General features: G+C 71.7%; 12 protein-coding genes and 1 pseudogene. 9 read left to right on the forward strand and 4 right to left on the reverse strand.

Annotation, left to right across the window (positions count from 1 at the left end):
• The 5 genes and pseudogenes from ACQKIP_RS10205 to ACQKIP_RS10225 all read left to right on the forward strand — a co-directional run.
• Positions 1–370, forward strand: a pseudogene (locus tag ACQKIP_RS10205) (3' terminal RNA ribose 2'-O-methyltransferase Hen1); the annotation flags it as partial.
• On the forward strand, positions 367–2,931 hold the full coding sequence (locus ACQKIP_RS10210) for a polynucleotide kinase-phosphatase (RefSeq protein ID WP_365858420.1): 2,565 nt from the start codon (positions 367–369) through the stop codon (positions 2,929–2,931). The pseudogene ACQKIP_RS10205 and the gene ACQKIP_RS10210, both read left to right, overlap by 4 nt.
• A gap of 44 nt (positions 2,932–2,975) precedes the next feature.
• Positions 2,976–4,202 carry an arginine deiminase gene (locus ACQKIP_RS10215; protein WP_365858422.1) on the forward strand — a complete coding sequence of 409 codons (1,227 nt, stop codon included), beginning with the start codon at positions 2,976–2,978 and terminating at the stop codon, positions 4,200–4,202.
• 121 nt (positions 4,203–4,323) lie between these two features.
• Positions 4,324–5,322 carry an ornithine carbamoyltransferase gene (gene argF, locus ACQKIP_RS10220; RefSeq protein WP_365858424.1) on the forward strand — a complete coding sequence of 333 codons (999 nt, stop codon included), beginning with the start codon at positions 4,324–4,326 and terminating at the stop codon, positions 5,320–5,322.
• A 103-nt stretch (positions 5,323–5,425) separates the two neighbouring features.
• The gene (locus ACQKIP_RS10225; protein ID WP_365858426.1) at positions 5,426–6,874 is read left to right on the forward strand and encodes an amino acid permease; all 1,449 of its coding nucleotides are present in this window, start codon (positions 5,426–5,428) and stop codon (positions 6,872–6,874) included.
• Here the strand turns inward: ACQKIP_RS10225 and ACQKIP_RS10230 are convergent.
• Positions 6,855–7,271, reverse strand: a complete 417-nt coding sequence (locus ACQKIP_RS10230) for an ATP-binding protein (protein ID WP_365858428.1) — start codon at positions 7,269–7,271, stop codon at positions 6,855–6,857. The two genes, ACQKIP_RS10225 and ACQKIP_RS10230, sit on opposite strands and share 20 nt — an antisense overlap.
• 284 nt (positions 7,272–7,555) lie before the next feature.
• On the opposite strand from ACQKIP_RS10230, the gene ACQKIP_RS10235 reads away from it, so the two are divergent.
• Together ACQKIP_RS10235 and ACQKIP_RS10240 are read left to right on the forward strand one after the other, a co-directional pair.
• Complete coding sequence (locus tag ACQKIP_RS10235) at positions 7,556–8,383, forward strand: enoyl-CoA hydratase family protein (protein ID WP_365858430.1); 828 nt, start codon at positions 7,556–7,558, stop codon at positions 8,381–8,383.
• Positions 8,384–8,385: 2 nt separating this feature from the next.
• Entirely contained in the window at positions 8,386–10,689 is a 2,304-nt protein-coding gene (locus tag ACQKIP_RS10240) for a bifunctional salicylyl-CoA 5-hydroxylase/oxidoreductase (protein WP_365858432.1), read from the forward strand.
• On the opposite strand, the gene ACQKIP_RS10245 is transcribed toward ACQKIP_RS10240, so the two are convergent.
• Together ACQKIP_RS10245 and ACQKIP_RS10250 are read right to left on the reverse strand one after the other, a co-directional pair.
• Positions 10,673–11,488, reverse strand: coding sequence for a PaaX family transcriptional regulator (locus tag ACQKIP_RS10245; RefSeq protein ID WP_365858434.1), 816 nt, complete (start codon positions 11,486–11,488; stop codon positions 10,673–10,675). The two genes, ACQKIP_RS10240 and ACQKIP_RS10245, sit on opposite strands and share 17 nt — an antisense overlap.
• Positions 11,489–11,492: 4 nt before the next feature.
• Positions 11,493–13,133 carry an AMP-binding protein gene (locus ACQKIP_RS10250; protein WP_365858436.1) on the reverse strand — a complete coding sequence of 547 codons (1,641 nt, stop codon included), beginning with the start codon at positions 13,131–13,133 and terminating at the stop codon, positions 11,493–11,495.
• A 103-nt stretch (positions 13,134–13,236) separates the two neighbouring features.
• Between ACQKIP_RS10250 and ACQKIP_RS10255 the strand changes: the two genes are divergently transcribed.
• On the forward strand, positions 13,237–14,448 hold the full coding sequence (locus ACQKIP_RS10255) for an acyl-CoA dehydrogenase family protein (RefSeq protein ID WP_365858438.1): 1,212 nt from the start codon (positions 13,237–13,239) through the stop codon (positions 14,446–14,448).
• Positions 14,445–14,843 (forward strand): RidA family protein, encoded by a 399-nt coding sequence (locus ACQKIP_RS10260; RefSeq protein ID WP_365858440.1) that lies wholly within the window; start codon positions 14,445–14,447, stop codon positions 14,841–14,843. Before ACQKIP_RS10255 ends, ACQKIP_RS10260 begins: the two co-directional genes overlap by 4 nt.
• Positions 14,844–14,846: 3 nt before the next feature.
• On the opposite strand, the gene ACQKIP_RS10265 is transcribed toward ACQKIP_RS10260, so the two are convergent.
• Entirely contained in the window at positions 14,847–16,229 is a 1,383-nt protein-coding gene (locus ACQKIP_RS10265) for an FG-GAP repeat domain-containing protein (protein ID WP_365858442.1), read from the reverse strand.
• Positions 16,230–16,280: the final 51 nt, after the last annotated feature.

Consider the following 16,280-nt stretch of genomic DNA (forward strand, 5'->3'; position numbering starts at 1 on the left):
CAGGGAGTACGCGGTGTTCGGCTCCGCGCGGCCGCGCACGGTGCTCGTGACGACACCGAACGTCGAATACAACGTCCGCTGGGAGACGCTTCCCGCCGGGCATGTCCGGCACGGCGACCACCGGTTCGAGTGGACGCGCGCGGAGTTTTGCGACTGGGCCCGCCGGGTCGCCGGACGGCATGGCTACGACGTGGACTTCGTGCCCGTCGGCGACGACGACCCCGAGGTGGGACCGCCGACCCAGATGGCCGTGTTCACGCAGCACGACCAGCACGACAAGCACCAGAAGAACGACAAGCACCAGAAGAACGACAAGCATGAGAAGAACGACAAGAGCGACAAGAACGTGAAGGAGGTGCGGGCAGCATGATCAAGGAGACCGGCACCAGTACCGAAGCCACTCCCGACGGGCGCGTGCTGCCCGTCACCGACCTCTCCCTCGTCGTCCTCGTCGGCGCCACCGGCTCCGGCAAGTCCACCTTCGGGCGCAAGCACTTCAAGCCCACCGAGGTGCTCTCCAGCGACTTCTGCCGCGGCCTGGTCGCCGACGACGAGAACGACCAGGGCGCGAGCGGCGACGCCTTCGACGTGCTGCACTACATCGCGGGCAAGCGCCTGGCCGCGGGCCGCCGCACCGTCGTCGACGCGACCAACGTGCAGAGCGAGAGCCGCAAGCAGCTGATCCAGCTGGCCAGGGAGCACGACGTGCTGCCCATCGCCATCGTCCTGGACGTGCCCGAAGAGGTCTGCGCCGCGCGCAACGCCGAGCGCACCGACCGGTCCGGCATGCCGCGCCGCGTCATCCAGCGCCACCAGCGCGAACTGCGCCGCTCCCTCAAGCACCTGGAGCGCGAGGGGTTCAGGAAGGTCCACGTCCTGAGGGGAGTGGAGGAGATCGACGGCGCCACCATCGTCACCGAGAAGCGCTACAACGACCTCTCCCACCTCACCGGCCCCTTCGACATCATCGGCGACATCCACGGCTGCGCCGCCGAGCTGGAGACCCTGCTCGGCAAGCTCGGTTACGCGGACGGCGCGCACCCCGAAGGGCGTACCGCCGTCTTCGTGGGCGACCTCGTCGACCGTGGCCCGGACTCGCCGGGCGTGCTGCGCCGCGTGATGTCGATGGTCGGCGACGGCACCGCGATCTGCGTACCGGGCAACCACGAGAACAAGCTCGGGCGTTACCTCAAGGGCCGCAAGGTCCAGCACACCCACGGGCTCGCCGAGACCATCGAGCAGCTGGACGCTGAGAGCGAGGAGTTCCGCGCGAGCGTGCGGGAGTTCGTCGACGGCCTCGTTTCGCACTACGTCCTCGACGGCGGCAAGCTCGTCGTCTGCCACGCGGGTCTGCCCGAGAAGTACCACGGGCGTACGTCGGGCCGGGTGCGCTCGCACGCGCTCTACGGAGACACGACCGGCGAGACCGACGAGTTCGGCCTGCCCGTGCGCTACCCGTGGGCGGAGGACTACCGCGGCAGCGCCGCCGTGGTCTACGGCCACACCCCCGTGCCGACCGCGACCTGGCTCAACAACACCATCTGCCTGGACACCGGCGCCGTGTTCGGCGGCAGGCTCACCGCGCTGCGCTGGCCGGAGCGCGAGCTCGTCGACGTACCGGCGGAGCAGGTCTGGTACGAACCGGCGAAGCCGCTGAGCACCGAGGCCCCCGGCGGCCACGACGGACGGCCGCTGGACCTGAACGACGTGCACGGCCGCCGCGCCGTGGAGACCGGTCAGGCGGGACGCGTCGCCGTGCGCGAGGAGAACGCGGCGGCGGCCCTGGAGATCATGAGCCGGTTCGCCGTCGACCCGCGGCTCCTTCCCTACCTACCGCCGACGATGGCCCCGACCGCGACGTCGCAGCGCGAGGGCTTCCTCGAGCACCCGGCCGAGGCCTTCGCGTCGTATGCGCAGGACGGCGTGACGCGGGTCGTGTGCGAGGAGAAGCACATGGGCTCGCGCGCCGTGGCCCTGGTGTGCCGTGACGCGGACGTGGCCCGCGAGCGCTTCGGCGTGGACGGACCGACCGGTTCGCTCTGCACCCGCACGGGCCGCCCCTTCTTCGACGACACGGAGATGACCGAGGAGATACTCGGCCGCGTGCGCACGGCCGTCACCGAAGCGGGCCTGTGGCAGGAGCTCGACACCGACTGGCTGCTGCTCGACGCGGAGTTGATGCCCTGGTCGCTCAAGGCGTCCGGCTTGCTCCGCACGCAGTACGCGGCCGTGGGCGCCGCGTCCGGAGCCGTCTTCCCCGGCGCGATAGCCGCCCTGGAGGCGGCGACGGCGCGCGGCGTCGACACCGCAGAGCTGCTGGCCAAGCAGCGCGAACGGGCCGTGGACGCAGCCGCGTTCACGGAGGCATACCGCCGTTACTGCTGGCCGACCGAGGGCCTGGAGGGCGTGCGTCTCGCGCCGTTCCAGATCCTGGCCGTTCAGGGCCGCAGCCTCGCCGCGCTCCCGCACGACGAACAGCTGGGCCTGATCGACCGCATGGTGGAGCACGACGGCACCGGCCTGCTTCAGACCACCCGGCGGCTCTATGTGGAGACCGGCGACGAGGCGTCCGTCCAGGCAGGCATCGACTGGTGGCTGGAGATGACCAGCCGCGGCGGCGAAGGCATGGTCGTCAAGCCGGTCGGGGCGCTGGTCCGCGACGGGAAGGGCCGGATCGTGCAGCCCGGTATCAAGTGCCGCGGACGCGAGTACCTCCGGATCATCTACGGCCCGGAGTACACCCGCCCCGACCACCTCGACAAGCTGCGCGGCCGCTTCCTCGGCCACAAGCGCTCGCTCGCGATCCGTGAGTACGCGCTCGGGCTCGAAGCCCTCGACCGCCTCGCGGCGGGCGAGCCGCTCTGGCGGGTGCACGAGGCGGTGTTCGCGGTCCTCGCGCTGGAGTCGGAGCCGGTGGACCCGCGGCTTTAGCCAACAGGGGGCAACTGCCGTCCGGCCGGGGAAAGATGGACTCCATGGGATTCCATGTCGACTCCGAGGCCGGGCGGCTGCGCCGCGTGATCCTGCACCGCCCTGACCTGGAGCTCAAACGGCTCACCCCGTCCAACAAGGACGCGTTGCTCTTCGACGACGTCCTGTGGGTCCGCAGGGCCCGCCAGGAACACGACGGATTCGCCGACGTGCTGCGCGACCGCGGGGTGGCCGTCCATCTCTTCGGCGATCTGCTGACCGAGACCCTGGACGTGCCGGGCGCACGCCTCCTCGTCCTCGACCGGGTCTTCGACGAGAAGGAGTACGGGCCGCTCGCCACGGACCATCTGCGGGCCGCGTTCGAGACATTGCCCTCCGCCGAGCTCGCCGAGGCGCTGATAGGCGGGATGACGAAGCGGGAGTTCCTGGAGCGCCACCCGGAGCCGACGTCCGTGCGCTTCCACTGCATGGACCTGGACGACTTCCTGCTCGGCCCGCTGCCCAACCACCTCTTCACGCGCGACACCTCGGCCTGGATCTACGACGGCGTCTCCATCAACGCCATGCGCTGGCCCGCCCGGCAGCGCGAGACCGTGCACTTCGAGGCGATCTACCGCCACCACCCGCTCTTCCGGGCCGAGGACTTCCACGTCTGGTCCCGGGGGCAGTCGGACTACCCCTCCACCATCGAGGGCGGCGACGTCCTGGTGATCGGCCGGGGAGCGGTCCTGATCGGCATGAGCGAGCGCACCACCCCGCAGGCCGTCGAGATGCTCGCGCACAAGCTCTTCGCCGCGGGCTCGGCGCAGACGATCGTGGCCCTGGACATGCCGAAGAGGCGCGCGTTCATGCACCTCGACACGGTGATGACGATGGTCGACTCCGACACCTTCACGCAGTACGCGGGCCTTGGCATGCTCCGCTCGTACACCATCGAGCCGGGTGTCGACGGCCGTGAGCTGAAGGTCACCGACCATCCGCCCGAGCACATGCACCGGGCGATAGCGGCGGCGCTGGGCCTGAGCGGGATCCGGGTCCTCACGGCCACCCAGGACGTGCACGCCGCCGCGCGCGAGCAGTGGGACGACGGCTGCAACGTCCTCGCGGTCGAGCCGGGCGTGGTCGTCGCGTACGAAAGGAACTCGACGACGAACACGTATCTGCGCAAGGAGGGCATCGAGGTGATCGAGATCCTGGGGAGCGAGCTGGGGCGCGGCCGGGGTGGTCCGCGGTGCATGAGCTGTCCGGTGCAGCGCGATCCCGTCGACTGAGCCCGTGCGCCGCCCGGCCGGTGCGGGGCGGCTGGATCTGCGGGAGAATGGGGCCTGTATAGAAATGTGGAGCGTCGTATAGACTTCCAGTATCCCGTACGCGTACCCCTGGAGCGCCATCATGGCCATCGACCTCACCGGCCGCCACTTCCTCAAGGAGCTGGACTTCACCGCCGAGGAGTTCCGCGGCCTGATCGATCTTGCCGCCGAGCTGAAGGCGGCCAAGAAGGCGGGGACGGAGGCGCAGGCCCTGCGCGGGAAGAACATCGCGCTGATCTTCGAGAAGTCCTCCACGCGGACGCGCTGCTCCTTCGAGGTGGCGGCCGCCGACCAGGGCGCGTCCACGACGTACATAGACCCGGCCGGGTCCCACATCGGCAGCAAGGAGTCCGCGAAGGACACCGCCCGGGTCCTCGGCCGGATGTTCGACGCCATCCAGTTCCGCGGCGACGCACAGTCGACCGTCGAGGAGCTCGGCGCCTACGCGGGCGTGCCCGTCTACAACGGCCTGACCGACGACTGGCACCCCACCCAGATGCTCGCCGACGTCCTCACGATGACCGAGCACAGCTCCAAGCCCCTCACCGACATCGCCTTCGCCTATCTCGGTGACGCCCGCTTCAACATGGGCAACTCGTACCTGATCACCGCCGCGCTGCTCGGCATGGACGTCCGCATCGTGGCGCCGAAGGCCTACTGGCCCGCCGAGGAGATCGTCGCCAAGGCGCGCGAGCTCGCCGAGAGCAGCGGGGCCCGGATCACGCTCAGCGAGGACATCGCCGGGGGCGTCGCGGGCGCCGACTTCGTGGTGACCGACGTCTGGGTCTCCATGGGCGAGCCCAAGGAGATCTGGGCCGAGCGCATCGAGGCCCTCGCGCCGTACGCCGTGACCATGGACGTCCTGCGCGCCACGGGCAACGCCGACGTGAAGTTCCTGCACTGCCTCCCGGCCTTCCACGACCTGGGCACGCAGGTCAGCCGCGAGATCCACGCCCAGTACGGTCTAAGCTCTCTCGAGGTCACCGACGAGGTCTTCGAGTCGGCGCACTCCGTCGTCTTCGACGAGGCGGAGAACCGCCTGCACACGATCAAGGCGATCCTCGTCGCGACACTCGCCTGACCGACGCACACACTGGTGGGGCCGGGGGAACACCTTCCCCCGGCCCCGCTTTTTTGCGGCACACCCCAGCCGCTCCCCGCACCACCGAAATGAGAACCACCGCATGCGCCCGACCGGTCCGGCAGGACTCCGCATCAAGTCCCCCGAACTCCTCGTCGCCGAATCGGGCGCCGACCTCGAAGGCCACGGCCTCAAACGCACCATGGGCCTGTTCCAGCTGGTGTGCTTCGGCGTCGGCGCGATCGTCGGCACCGGCATCTTCGTCGGCCTCTCCGACAGCGTCGCCGAGGCGGGCCCCGCGGTCGCCGTCTCGTACTTCCTGGCCGCCGTGACCTGCATCTTCACCGCCTTCTCGTTCGCCGAGCTGGGCGGTGCGATCCCGGTCTCCGGCAGCTCGTACTCCTTCGCATACGCCTCCCTCGGCGAGCGCACCGCGTTCCTCGTCGGGTGGTGCCTGCTCCTGGAGTACGGCGTCTCCGTCTCCGCCGTGGCGGTCGGCTGGAGCCAGTACCTGAACGAGCTGCTCGACAGCCTCACCGGCTGGCAGCTGCCCGACGCGCTCTCCGCCGGGCCCGGCGAGGGCGGCGTCGTGAACCTGCCCGCCGTGATCGTGATCCTGCTCGCCGCGGTGCTGCTCGTGCGCGGCATCCGGGAGAGCGCGCGGGCGACGGCGGCCATGGCCGTGCTCAAGATCGGGATCCTGTTGCTCTTCCTCGCGATCGCGTTCACCGCGTTCAAGGCCGGCAACCTCACGCCCTTCGCGGGCGCCGGTGCCTCCGGCATCACCGCGGGAGCCTCGCTCGCGTTCTTCTCCTTCATCGGCTTCGACGCGATCACCACGGCGGGCGAAGAGGTCAAGAACCCCCGGCGCAACATCCCGATCGCCATCCTGGTCTGCATCGGCGTCGTCACCCTGCTGTACGTCGCCGTCGCACTCGGGGCGATCGGCGCACTCGGCGCGGACGCGGTCGCCGACAAGCCCGCCGCGCTCTCGCTGGTCGTCAACGAGGTCACCGACTCGGCGGTCGGCGGCGGCGTCATCGCCTTCGGCGCGGTCGTGGCCATCGCGTCCGTGGTGCTCGCCGTGATGTACGGGCAGACCCGCATCCTGATGTCGATGTCCCGCGACGGGCTCATCCCGCGCGTCTTCGAGCGCGTCTCGCCGAAGACCTCGACGCCGGTCGCCAACACCTGGATCGTCGCGGCGGTCTTCGCCGTCCCCGCCGCCTTCTCGTCGCTCGACGCGGTGGTCAACCTGACGACGATCGGCACGCTGGCGATCATGGTCGTGGTGAATGTCGCGGTGCTCGCGCTGCGCCGCTCGGCGCCGGAGCTGAAGCGCACCTTCCGGGTGCCGCTGTATCCCGTGAGCCCGATCCTGGGCGTGGGCTTCTGCCTCTATCTGATCTGGGGCACGGGCTGGACGACGTGGGTGCAGTTCGCCGTGTTCCTCGTCGTGGGCGCCCTGGTGTACGCGCTGTACGGGCGTCGTCACTCACGGCTCGGCAAGGCCGAAGCCGAAGCCGAAGCGGCTACGCGGCGGGGAGCGTGAACCAGACCGCCTTGCCGGAGTCGGTCGGGCGGTGACCGCAGGACGAGCTGAGGGTGCGGATCAGGAGCAGGCCGCGCCCGTGCTCCTGCCAGGGGTCCGGCTCGCCCATCGGCCCGGGGGCGCTGAGATCGCCGGGCGGCTGCGGGTTCGAGTCGTGGACCTCCACCTGGCAGCCGGTCGGCAAGAGCTCTATGACGAGCTCTATCGGGTCCAGCCCGGAGGTGTGCTCCACCGCGTTCGCCACCAGCTCGGCCGTGAGCAGCTCGGCGGTATCGCTGTCGGCGGGCGACTCGATCTCCGTGAGCGCGGTGCGCACCAGCGCACGGGCGATCGGTACGGCCGCAGCGGTGTGCGGCAGCGCGATGCGCCACGAGGCGGGAGCGGGAGGTTCGTGCAAGGCGGGTCCGTTCAGGGCAGCAGGAGATCCTGCTTTCAACCGTACGAATCTTAAGCGCTATGTCGACAGGGTCGACGGTCGGGCATGTCCGGGACGTCCGACCCTTGGGCGGTGTGGGTGACAAGACGTGCATATCAGGATTTTGGTTCTGCTCAGGACTCTCTACCCACGGGGTTTATCGCGTACTCGTGACGACAGTCACGGACGGGTGATAAATTCGAAGAGCAGAGACAACTTCGGTACGCAGACCGCCGCCGCCCCTACCGAGGAGGCCGCACGTCGTCATGAGTCCCTTCACCGGCTCCGCCCCCCGCACCCCCGACTGGCAGCACATCCGCCTTCAGGTGGCGGAGGGGGTCGCCACGGTCACCCTCGACCGCCCCGACAAGCTGAACGCACTCACCTTCGGCGCCTACGCCGACCTGCGCGATCTCCTGGCCGAGCTGTCCCGCGACAATTCCGTGCGCGCCCTGGTGCTCGGCGGAGAGGGCCGCGGCTTCTGCTCGGGCGGTGACGTCGACGAGATCATCGGCGCGACCCTCGGCATGGACACCGCGCAGCTGCTCGACTTCAACCGCATGACGGGACAGGTCGTACGGGCCATCCGGGAGTGCCCCTTCCCGGTCATCGCCGCGGTGCACGGGGTGGCCGCCGGCGCCGGAGCCGTGCTCGCCCTCGCCGCGGACTTCCGGGTGGCGGACCCCTCGGCGCGGTTCTCCTTCCTCTTCACGCGGGTCGGCCTCTCGGGCGGCGACATGGGCGCCGCCTATCTCCTGCCCCGCGTCGTCGGCCTCGGCCACGCCACCCGCATCCTGATGCTGGGCGACCCCGTGCGCGCCCCCGAGGCCGAGCGGATCGGCCTGATCAGCGAGCTGACGGACGAGGGCAAGGCCGCCGGGGCCGCACAGTCCCTCGCACGCCGCCTCGCCGACGGCCCCGCCCTGGCGTACGCGCAGACCAAGGCGCTGCTGACCTCCGAACTCGACATGCCGCTCGCCGCAGCCGTGGAGCTGGACGCGGCGACGCAGGCCCTGCTGATGACCGGCGAGGACTACAAGGAATTCCACGCGGCGTTCACGGACAAGCGCCCGCCCAAGTGGCAGGGGCGCTGACCATGGCAGCCACCGGGCACGGAACGGCGCACCGCATCGCCGTCATCGGCGGCGGCCCCGGCGGGCTCTACGCCGCGGCCCTCCTCAAGCGGCTCGACCCGGAGCGCGAGATCACCGTCTGGGAGCGCAACGCCCCGGACGACACCTTCGGCTTCGGGGTCGTCCTCTCGGACGAGACGCTCGGCGGCATCGAGCACGCCGACCCCGTCGTCTATGCCGCGCTCCAGGCGGAGTTCGTGCGCTGGGACGACATCGACATCGTGCACCGGGGGAGCCGCCACACCTCCGGCGGGCACGGCTTCGCGGCCCTCGGTCGGCGCAGGCTCCTCGGCATCCTGCACGAGCGGTGCCGGGAACTGGGCGTCGACCTGCGCTTTCGCGCCGAGGCGCCGCCCGCCGCCGAGCTCTCCGCCGCGTACGACCTGGTGATCGCGGCGGACGGCGTGCACAGCCTCACGCGCGAGGCGCAGGCCGAAGCCTTCGGGCCGAGCGTCCGGACGCACCGCTGCCGCTACATCTGGCTCGCCGCCGACTTCGCCTTCGACGCCTTCCGCTTCGAGATCGCCGAGACCGAGCACGGCGTGATGCAGCTGCACGGCTACCCCTTCTCCACGGCCGGGACCGGCGAGTCCACGGTCATCGTCGAGATGCGCGAAGAGGTCTGGGAGGCGGCCGGGTTCGCGGAGCTCGACGAGGAGGAGTCGACCGAACGCTGCGCGAAGTTCTTCGCCGACGCGCTCGGCGGCCGGAGTCTGCGCGGCAACAAGTCCTCCTGGATCAACTTCCGCACGGTCGTCAACGCACGCTGGTCGCACGGCAACACCGTGCTGCTCGGCGACGCCGCCCACACCGCGCACTTCTCCATCGGCTCCGGCACCAAGCTCGCCGTCGAGGACGCCCTCGCGCTCGCCGCCTGCCTCCAGGAGCAGCCCGGCATCCCCGAGGCCCTCGCCGCGTACGAGACGGAGCGCCGCCCCGTCGTCCAGTCCACCCAGCGCGCGGCCCGCGCCAGCCTGGAGTGGTTCGAGCGGCTGCCCGACTATCTCGGCCAGCCGCCGCGCCAGTTCGCCTTCAACCTCCTCACCCGCAGCCGCCGCGTCACGCACGACAACCTGCGCCTGCGCGACGCCCGCTTCACCGAGTCCGTCGAGCGGGACTTCGGCTGCCCGGCCGGTACGCCGCCGATGTTCACGCCCTTCAGGCTGGGCGACCTGACCCTGCGCAACCGCGTGGTCGTGTCGCCCATGGACATGTACTCCGCGCCGGACGGCGTCCCCGGCGACTTCCACCTCGTCCACCTGGGCGCGCGGGCACTCGGCGGCGCCGGCCTGGTCATGACGGAAATGGTGTGCGTCAGCGAGCGCGGCCGCATCACGCCGGGCTGCGCCGGGCTCTACACCGACGAGCAGGCCGACGCCTGGCGCCGCATCACGGACTTCGCGCACACGCAGGCACCCGGCACCGCGATCGGCGTCCAGCTCGGGCACTCGGGCCGCAAGGGCTCGACGAAACTGATGTGGGAGGGCATCGACGAACCCCTCGACGAGGGCAACTGGCCGCTGGTCGCCCCCTCGCCCCTCCCGTACAAGGCGAACAGCCAGCGGCCCCACGAGCTGGACCGGGCCGGGCTCGCCGAGATCCGCGAGCAGTTCACCGACGCGGCCCGGCGGGCCGTGCGCAGCGGGTTCGACCTCCTGGAACTGCACTGCGCGCACGGCTATCTGCTCTCCGGGTTCCTCTCGCCGCTGACCAACCACAGGACCGACGAGTACGGCGGCCCGCTGGAGAACCGGCTGCGCTTCCCCCTGGAAGTCTTCGACGCGATACGGGCCGTGTGGCCCGGCGGCAAACCCATGACCGTCCGCATCTCGGCCACCGACTGGGCCGAGGGCGGCACCACCGCGGAGGACGCCGTCGCGATCGCCCGGGCCTTCGCCGCCCGCGGAGCCGACGCGATCGACGTCTCGACGGGCCAGGTCGTCTCCGACGAGCGTCCTGAGTACGGCCGCTCCTACCAGACCCCGTTCGCCGACCGCATCCGCAACGAAACCGGCGTCCCCGTCCTCACGGTCGGCGCCATCTCCTCCTGGGACGACGTCAACTCACTGATCCTGGCGGGCCGCACCGACCTGTGCGCCCTCGCGCGCCCGCACCTCTACGACCCGCACTGGACGCTGCACGCGGCGGCCGAGCAGGACTACGCGGGCCCGGGAGTCGCCTGGCCGGTGCAGTACGGGGCGGGCAGCCGCCGCCCGCAGACCGGCCGTACGGACGCGCCCAAGCCCCGCCTCACTCTGGGGAGTTGACGAACTGTGCCCCCGCGTCCCGCAGCCGTCCGTCGAGCGCCGTGAACACCTCGGCCGACCGGTCGCCGGGCCATCCATCGGGCAGGAGTTCCCCCGGCAGGCCCGGATCGGCGTACGGCAGCCGGCGCCAGGAGTCCAGGGCGAGGAGATAGTCGCGGTACGCCTCCTGCGCGGGAGTGTCCGGCCGCCCCTGCCAGGACCGCAGCACCGGCTCGTGCCGGTCGAGGAACGCCTCGTGCTCCTTGGCGATCGAGGACAGGTCCCACCAGCGGGCCACCGCGTCCGCCGTCGCCGCGAAGCCCAGATGCTCGCCGCGGAACAGATCGACGTACGAGGCGAGTTGAAGGCGCTCCAGGGTGTGCCGGGTCTCTTCGTAGAGATGCGCCGGGGCGATCCACACGCCCGGAGCGGCCGTCCCGAAACCGAGCCCGGCCAGGCGTGAGCGCAGGACGTGCCGCTTCTGGCGTTCCGACTCCGGTACGGAGAAGACGGCGAGCACCCAGCCGCCGCCCTGCCGCGCGGCCGGGGGAGCCGCGTAGATGCGCCGGTCGCCGTCCTCCAGGAGCTGGCGCGCGTCCGGCGACAGGGCGTACCCCGCCGCGCCCGCCGCCGTCCGCGCGGGCACGAGAAGCCCGCGCCGCTTGAGCCGCGACACGGACGAGCGCACGGACGGGGCGTCCACGCCGACCGGGGCGAGGAGCCTGACGAGATCGGCGACCGGCACCGGGCCGGGGGCCGCGCGCCCGTAGGCGCCGTAGAAGGTGACGATCAGGGACCGTGGAGTGTGCTGCTCGGACACGTGATCACTCTACGGGCCCGGGCTCCCGCAGCCGGAACCGTTGCAGTTTGCCCGTGGCGGTGCGCGGCAGCGCGTCCAGATAGACGATCTCGCGCGGGCACTTGTACGGCACCAGCTCGCCCTTCACGAACTCTCGCAGCCGGTCGGGGTCGCGTTCCGTGCCCGGGCGCTGCACGACATAGGCGACGACCTGCTGCCCGCGCAGCTCGTCGGGGAGCCCGACGACGGCCGTCTCCAGGACATCCGGGTGGCGCAGGAGCGCGTCCTCGACCTCCGGGCCCGCGATGTTGTACCCGGCCGAGATGATCATGTCGTCCGCGCGGGCCACGTACGTGAAGTAGCCGTCGGCGTCCCGGACGTACGTGTCGCCGGTGACGTTCCAGCCGTGGCGCACGTACTGGAGCTGGCGCTCGTCGCCCAGATACCGGCAGCCGACAGGCCCGCGCACCGCGAGCAGCCCCGGCTCCCCGTCCGGCACCGGCGCCCCCGACGCGTCGACCACGCGCGCGTGCCAGCCCGGAACGGGCCGCCCCGTGGTGCCGGGCCGTATCGCCTCGTCGGCGGCGGAGATGAAGATGTGCAGGAGTTCGGTGGCGCCGATGCCGTTGATGATGCGCAGGCCGGTGCGCTCGTGCCACGCCTGCCAGGTCGCGGCGGGCAGGTTCTCGCCCGCGGAGACGCACCGCCGCAGCGTCGATACGTCGCAGGGCTCCGGTCCCCGCAGATCGTCGAGCATCGTGCGGTAGGCGGTCGGCGCGGTGAAGAGCACGCTCACGCCGTGCTCGGCGATCGCGGGCAGCAGCTGCTTGGGGGCGGCCTGTTCGAGCAGGAGCGACGAGCCGCCGAAGCGCAGCGGGAAGATGACGAGTCCGCCGAGCCCGAAGGTGAAACCGAGCGGCGGGCTCCCCGCGAACACGTCGTCGGGCACCGGCTTCAGGACGTGGCGGGCGAAGGTGTCGGCGATGGCGAGCACATCGCGGTGGAAATGCATGCAGCCCTTGGGGCGCCCGGTGGTGCCGGACGTGAAGGCGATCAGGGCCACGTCGTCGGCGGCGGTGTCGACGGGTTCGTAGACATCGGGCTGCCGGGCGGCGCGCGCCAGGAGGTCATCGTCCGTGCCGCCGCCGAACGTCGTGACGCTCAGCCCGGGGATCCCGGCCTTGATCAGGTCGTCCACGGCGCGGGCGTCGCACAGGGCGTGGCCGACCTCGGCTATCTCGCACATCGTGGTCAGCTCGTGCGAGCGCTGCTGGGCCAGGACGGTGACGGCGACCGCGCCCGTCTTCATCACCGCGAGCCAGCAGGCCGCGAGCCAGGGGGTGGTCGAGCCGCGCAGCAGGACGCGCTCGCCGGGCCGTACGCCGAGTTCGCCGGTCAGGACGTGCGCGATCCGGTTCACGTGCTGGCGCAGCTCGCCGTACGTCCACACGTCACCGGAGCCCGTACGGAACGCGGGGCGGTCGGCGCCGTGCCGCTCCACCGTCCGGTCCAGGAGCTCGACGCCGCAGTTGAGGCGGTCCGGGTAATGCAGCTCGGGCCGGTCGTGGACGAACGCGGGCCACTGCTCCGGCGGCGGGAGATGCTCCCGGGCGAAGGTGTCGACGTGAGCCGATGGATGGAGTCGCAGTGCACTCTTGGCGTCCACAGCGGGTCGCCCCCTTGCCGTTCGGGCTTGTGGTGAGCTCGCACAACGAGCGTATCGTGATGGTGACGACAGTCAACGGTGCGCGATAGAGGAGGGGCCCGGCATGACGGCATTCTCGCTCAATCCAGAACAAACCGCCTGGTGTGCGGAGCTACGCACGCTCGCCGACGAGCGGCTGCGCCCGCTGGCGGAGAAGGGCGAGCCGGGCCGCGTGAACCGCCCCCTCGTGGAGGCACTGGGGGAACTGAGCCTGCTCGACCACCTGTTCGCGGGGGAGGGGCCGGGCGCCGCCTCCGCCGCACGGGCCCCGCACGCCGCCTCGGGCGCCCTGGGGCTCTGCCTCCTGCGCGAGTCCCTCGCCTACGCCTGTACGGAGGCCGAGACCGCGCTGGCCCTCCAGGGGCTCGGGGCGCATCCCGTGGCCGCGTACGGCTCGGCCGGGCAGCGCGAGCAGTGGCTGGCCCCCGCCCGCGCGGGGCGCGCCGTCGCCGCCTTCGCGCTCTCCGAGCCCGGCGCCGGCTCGGACGCCGCGGCCCTGGCCCTGCGTGCGGCGCCGGACGGCGCCTCCTCCTGGCGGCTCACCGGCGAGAAGTGCTGGATCTCGAACGCCCCCGAAGCCGACTTCTACACCGTCTTCGCCCGTACGACCCCCGGCGCGGGCGCCCGCGGCGTCACCGCGTTCCTCGTGCCCGCCGACCGCGCGGGCCTCACGGGCACCCCCCTGGACATGCTCTCCCCGCACCCGATCGGGGCGCTCGCCTTCGACGGCGTGACCGTCACGGGCGACGACGTGCTCGGCGAACCCGACCGCGGCTTCCGCGTCGCCATGACCACCCTCAACCGCTTCCGCCCCAGCGTCGGCGCGTTCGCGGTCGGCATGGCGGGCGCGGCGCTCGACGCGACGCTCGCGCACACCGCTCGACGGGACGCGTTCGGCGCCAAGTTGAAGGATCTCCAGGCGGTCGCGCACCAGGTCGCGGAGATGGCCACCCGCACCGAGGCGGCCCGCCTGCTGGTGCACGCGGCGGCGGCGGCCTACGACCGCGGCGAACCGGACATCGCCCGCCGCGCCGCCATGGCCAAGCTGATGGCCACGGAGACGGCGCAGTACGTCGTGGACGCCGCGGTCCAGCTCCACGGCGCGCGCGCCCTTCAGCGCGGGCACCTCCTCGAACACCTCTACCGCGAGGTGCGGGCGCCGCGCATCTACGAGGGTGCGAGCGAGGTCCAGCGCACCATCATCGCCAAGGAGTTGTACGCGGCGAACGCCGCAGCCCCCCAGCCCGTCACCCCTGCCGAGGAGCCCTCCGCATGAGCCTCGAACGCGTCAACCCCTCCGAGCTCTCCCCGGCCACCGGCTTCTCGCACGCCGTCACCGCGACCGGCGGCCGTCTCGTGTTCCTCGCGGGCCAGACGGCGCTGGACACCGACGGCAAGGTCACCGGCGCGACCCTGGCCGAGCAGTTCGAACTGGCCCTGACCAATCTCCTCACCGCCCTGCGCCACGCGGGCGGCACCCCGGCCGACCTCGCCCGCGTCACGGTCTACGCCACGGACGTCGCCGACTACCGCGAGCAGGCCCCGCAACTGGGCGGTATCTGGCGGCGGTTGGCGGGCCGCGACTATCCAGCGATGGCGGTGATCGGCGCCGTCCGCCTCTGGGACGAGGAGTGCCTCGTGGAACTGGACGGGGTGGCGGTCCTCGACTGACCCTCAGCCACGGCCCGGGAACGACGTCGTGGCGAACGCGCTCTTGTCCCGCGACGACGTGCCGTCGGTGAGCCACCAGTGCGTGGCCTTCTCGCCGTACATGAAGAGCGTGCTCGCGCCCCAGTTCAGGATCAGCTCCTCCTTGCCGTCGGCGTCGAAGTCGGCGGCGGCGTACGGGCGCGCGTCCCGCGACCGCGCCCGGATCTTCTTGCCGTCAAGGCGGGAAGGACCCTCCCGGAGCACGACGGTGCGCTTCTTCCCGCCGTCGATCAGCAGCGCCCCGTTGTCCGTGGCGACGACGAGGGCGTCCCTGCCGTCGCCGTCCGGGTCGGCCGACGTGTAGTCGCCGGGTCCGTAGTAGGAGTTGTCGCGACTCTCGGGGATCTTGTGCGTGACCGGGTCGCCGCCCTTGCCGGGGTAGATCGCGAGGGAGAAGACCGTCTCCGGCTCCTCTTCCGTGTCCGGCTCGTTGTTGCGGCTTCCGTTGTCGCCGATGGCCAGGTCGCGGGCCCCGTCGCCGTCGTAGTCGCCGAATGCCACCGCGTTGCCCTCGCGCAGTGCGACGGAGGTGCGGGAGAGGCCGCTTCCGGTGTGCGCCGGGTACAGGACCCCGGCCGTCTGTCCGCCGTCGTCTCCCTCGTGGACGAGGAGGCCGGTCGCGCGCGGCTTGCCCGACGGGACGATGTCGTCCGCGGCCAGCCAACTGCCCCCGCCGGGCCGGGTATCGGTGCGGGCCGGGGCGCCGGAGCGGGTGAAGGGGCCGTACAGCAGGGTCACGGACCCGTTCTGCCGGAGCGCCGCGACGTCGTGGTGGCCGTCCCCGTCGAAGTCGCCCCGCACCGGCTTCGACAGACCACTGTGGAAGCCGCCGTCCGGCGCCTGGATCCGGGTCGCCTCCGCCCCGGCCCGCGGCCCGCCCGGGCCGCCCCAGCCGACGGTCAGGAACTCGCGGTCCGCGGGCCTGTCGGTGGACACGAAGTCGGGATAGCCGTCTCCGTCCAGATCGGCGGTGGTGACGGTGCCGGGCAGGTAGTCGTACACCGCGTGCGTCGACGGATCGAGCCCCTTGGCCGAGCCGAAGACGACGGCGGTCCGCCCCTCCGCGTTCTCGTCGCGGGAGGGCAGCGGGACGAGCAGATCGCGGTGCCCGTCGCCGTTGATGTCGTCCGGGTCCTTGGAACCCTTGCCGTCGGAAGGCACCGGACGAGAAGCGGTCGGGGTCGACACGGGGTTGCCGCCGCCCCCGGAGCCCCGCGAGCCCTTGCCGTCGGAGCCCTGCTCGCCGCACCCCGCCGCGAACAGGGCCAGCGAGACGCCGAGCACGACGAGGGTCCGTGTGCCGGGGGCGAGGGCGCGCATGCCGGGGACGAGGGTGCGATCTGTCATGCACCCACCCCAGCACCGCGCCCTCACGCGCCTCCAGTGACGACCGGCGAT

The sequence above is a fragment of the Streptomyces sp. NPDC059900 genome, from assembly GCF_050270335.1.
Taxonomy (GTDB): domain Bacteria; phylum Actinomycetota; class Actinomycetes; order Streptomycetales; family Streptomycetaceae; genus Streptomyces.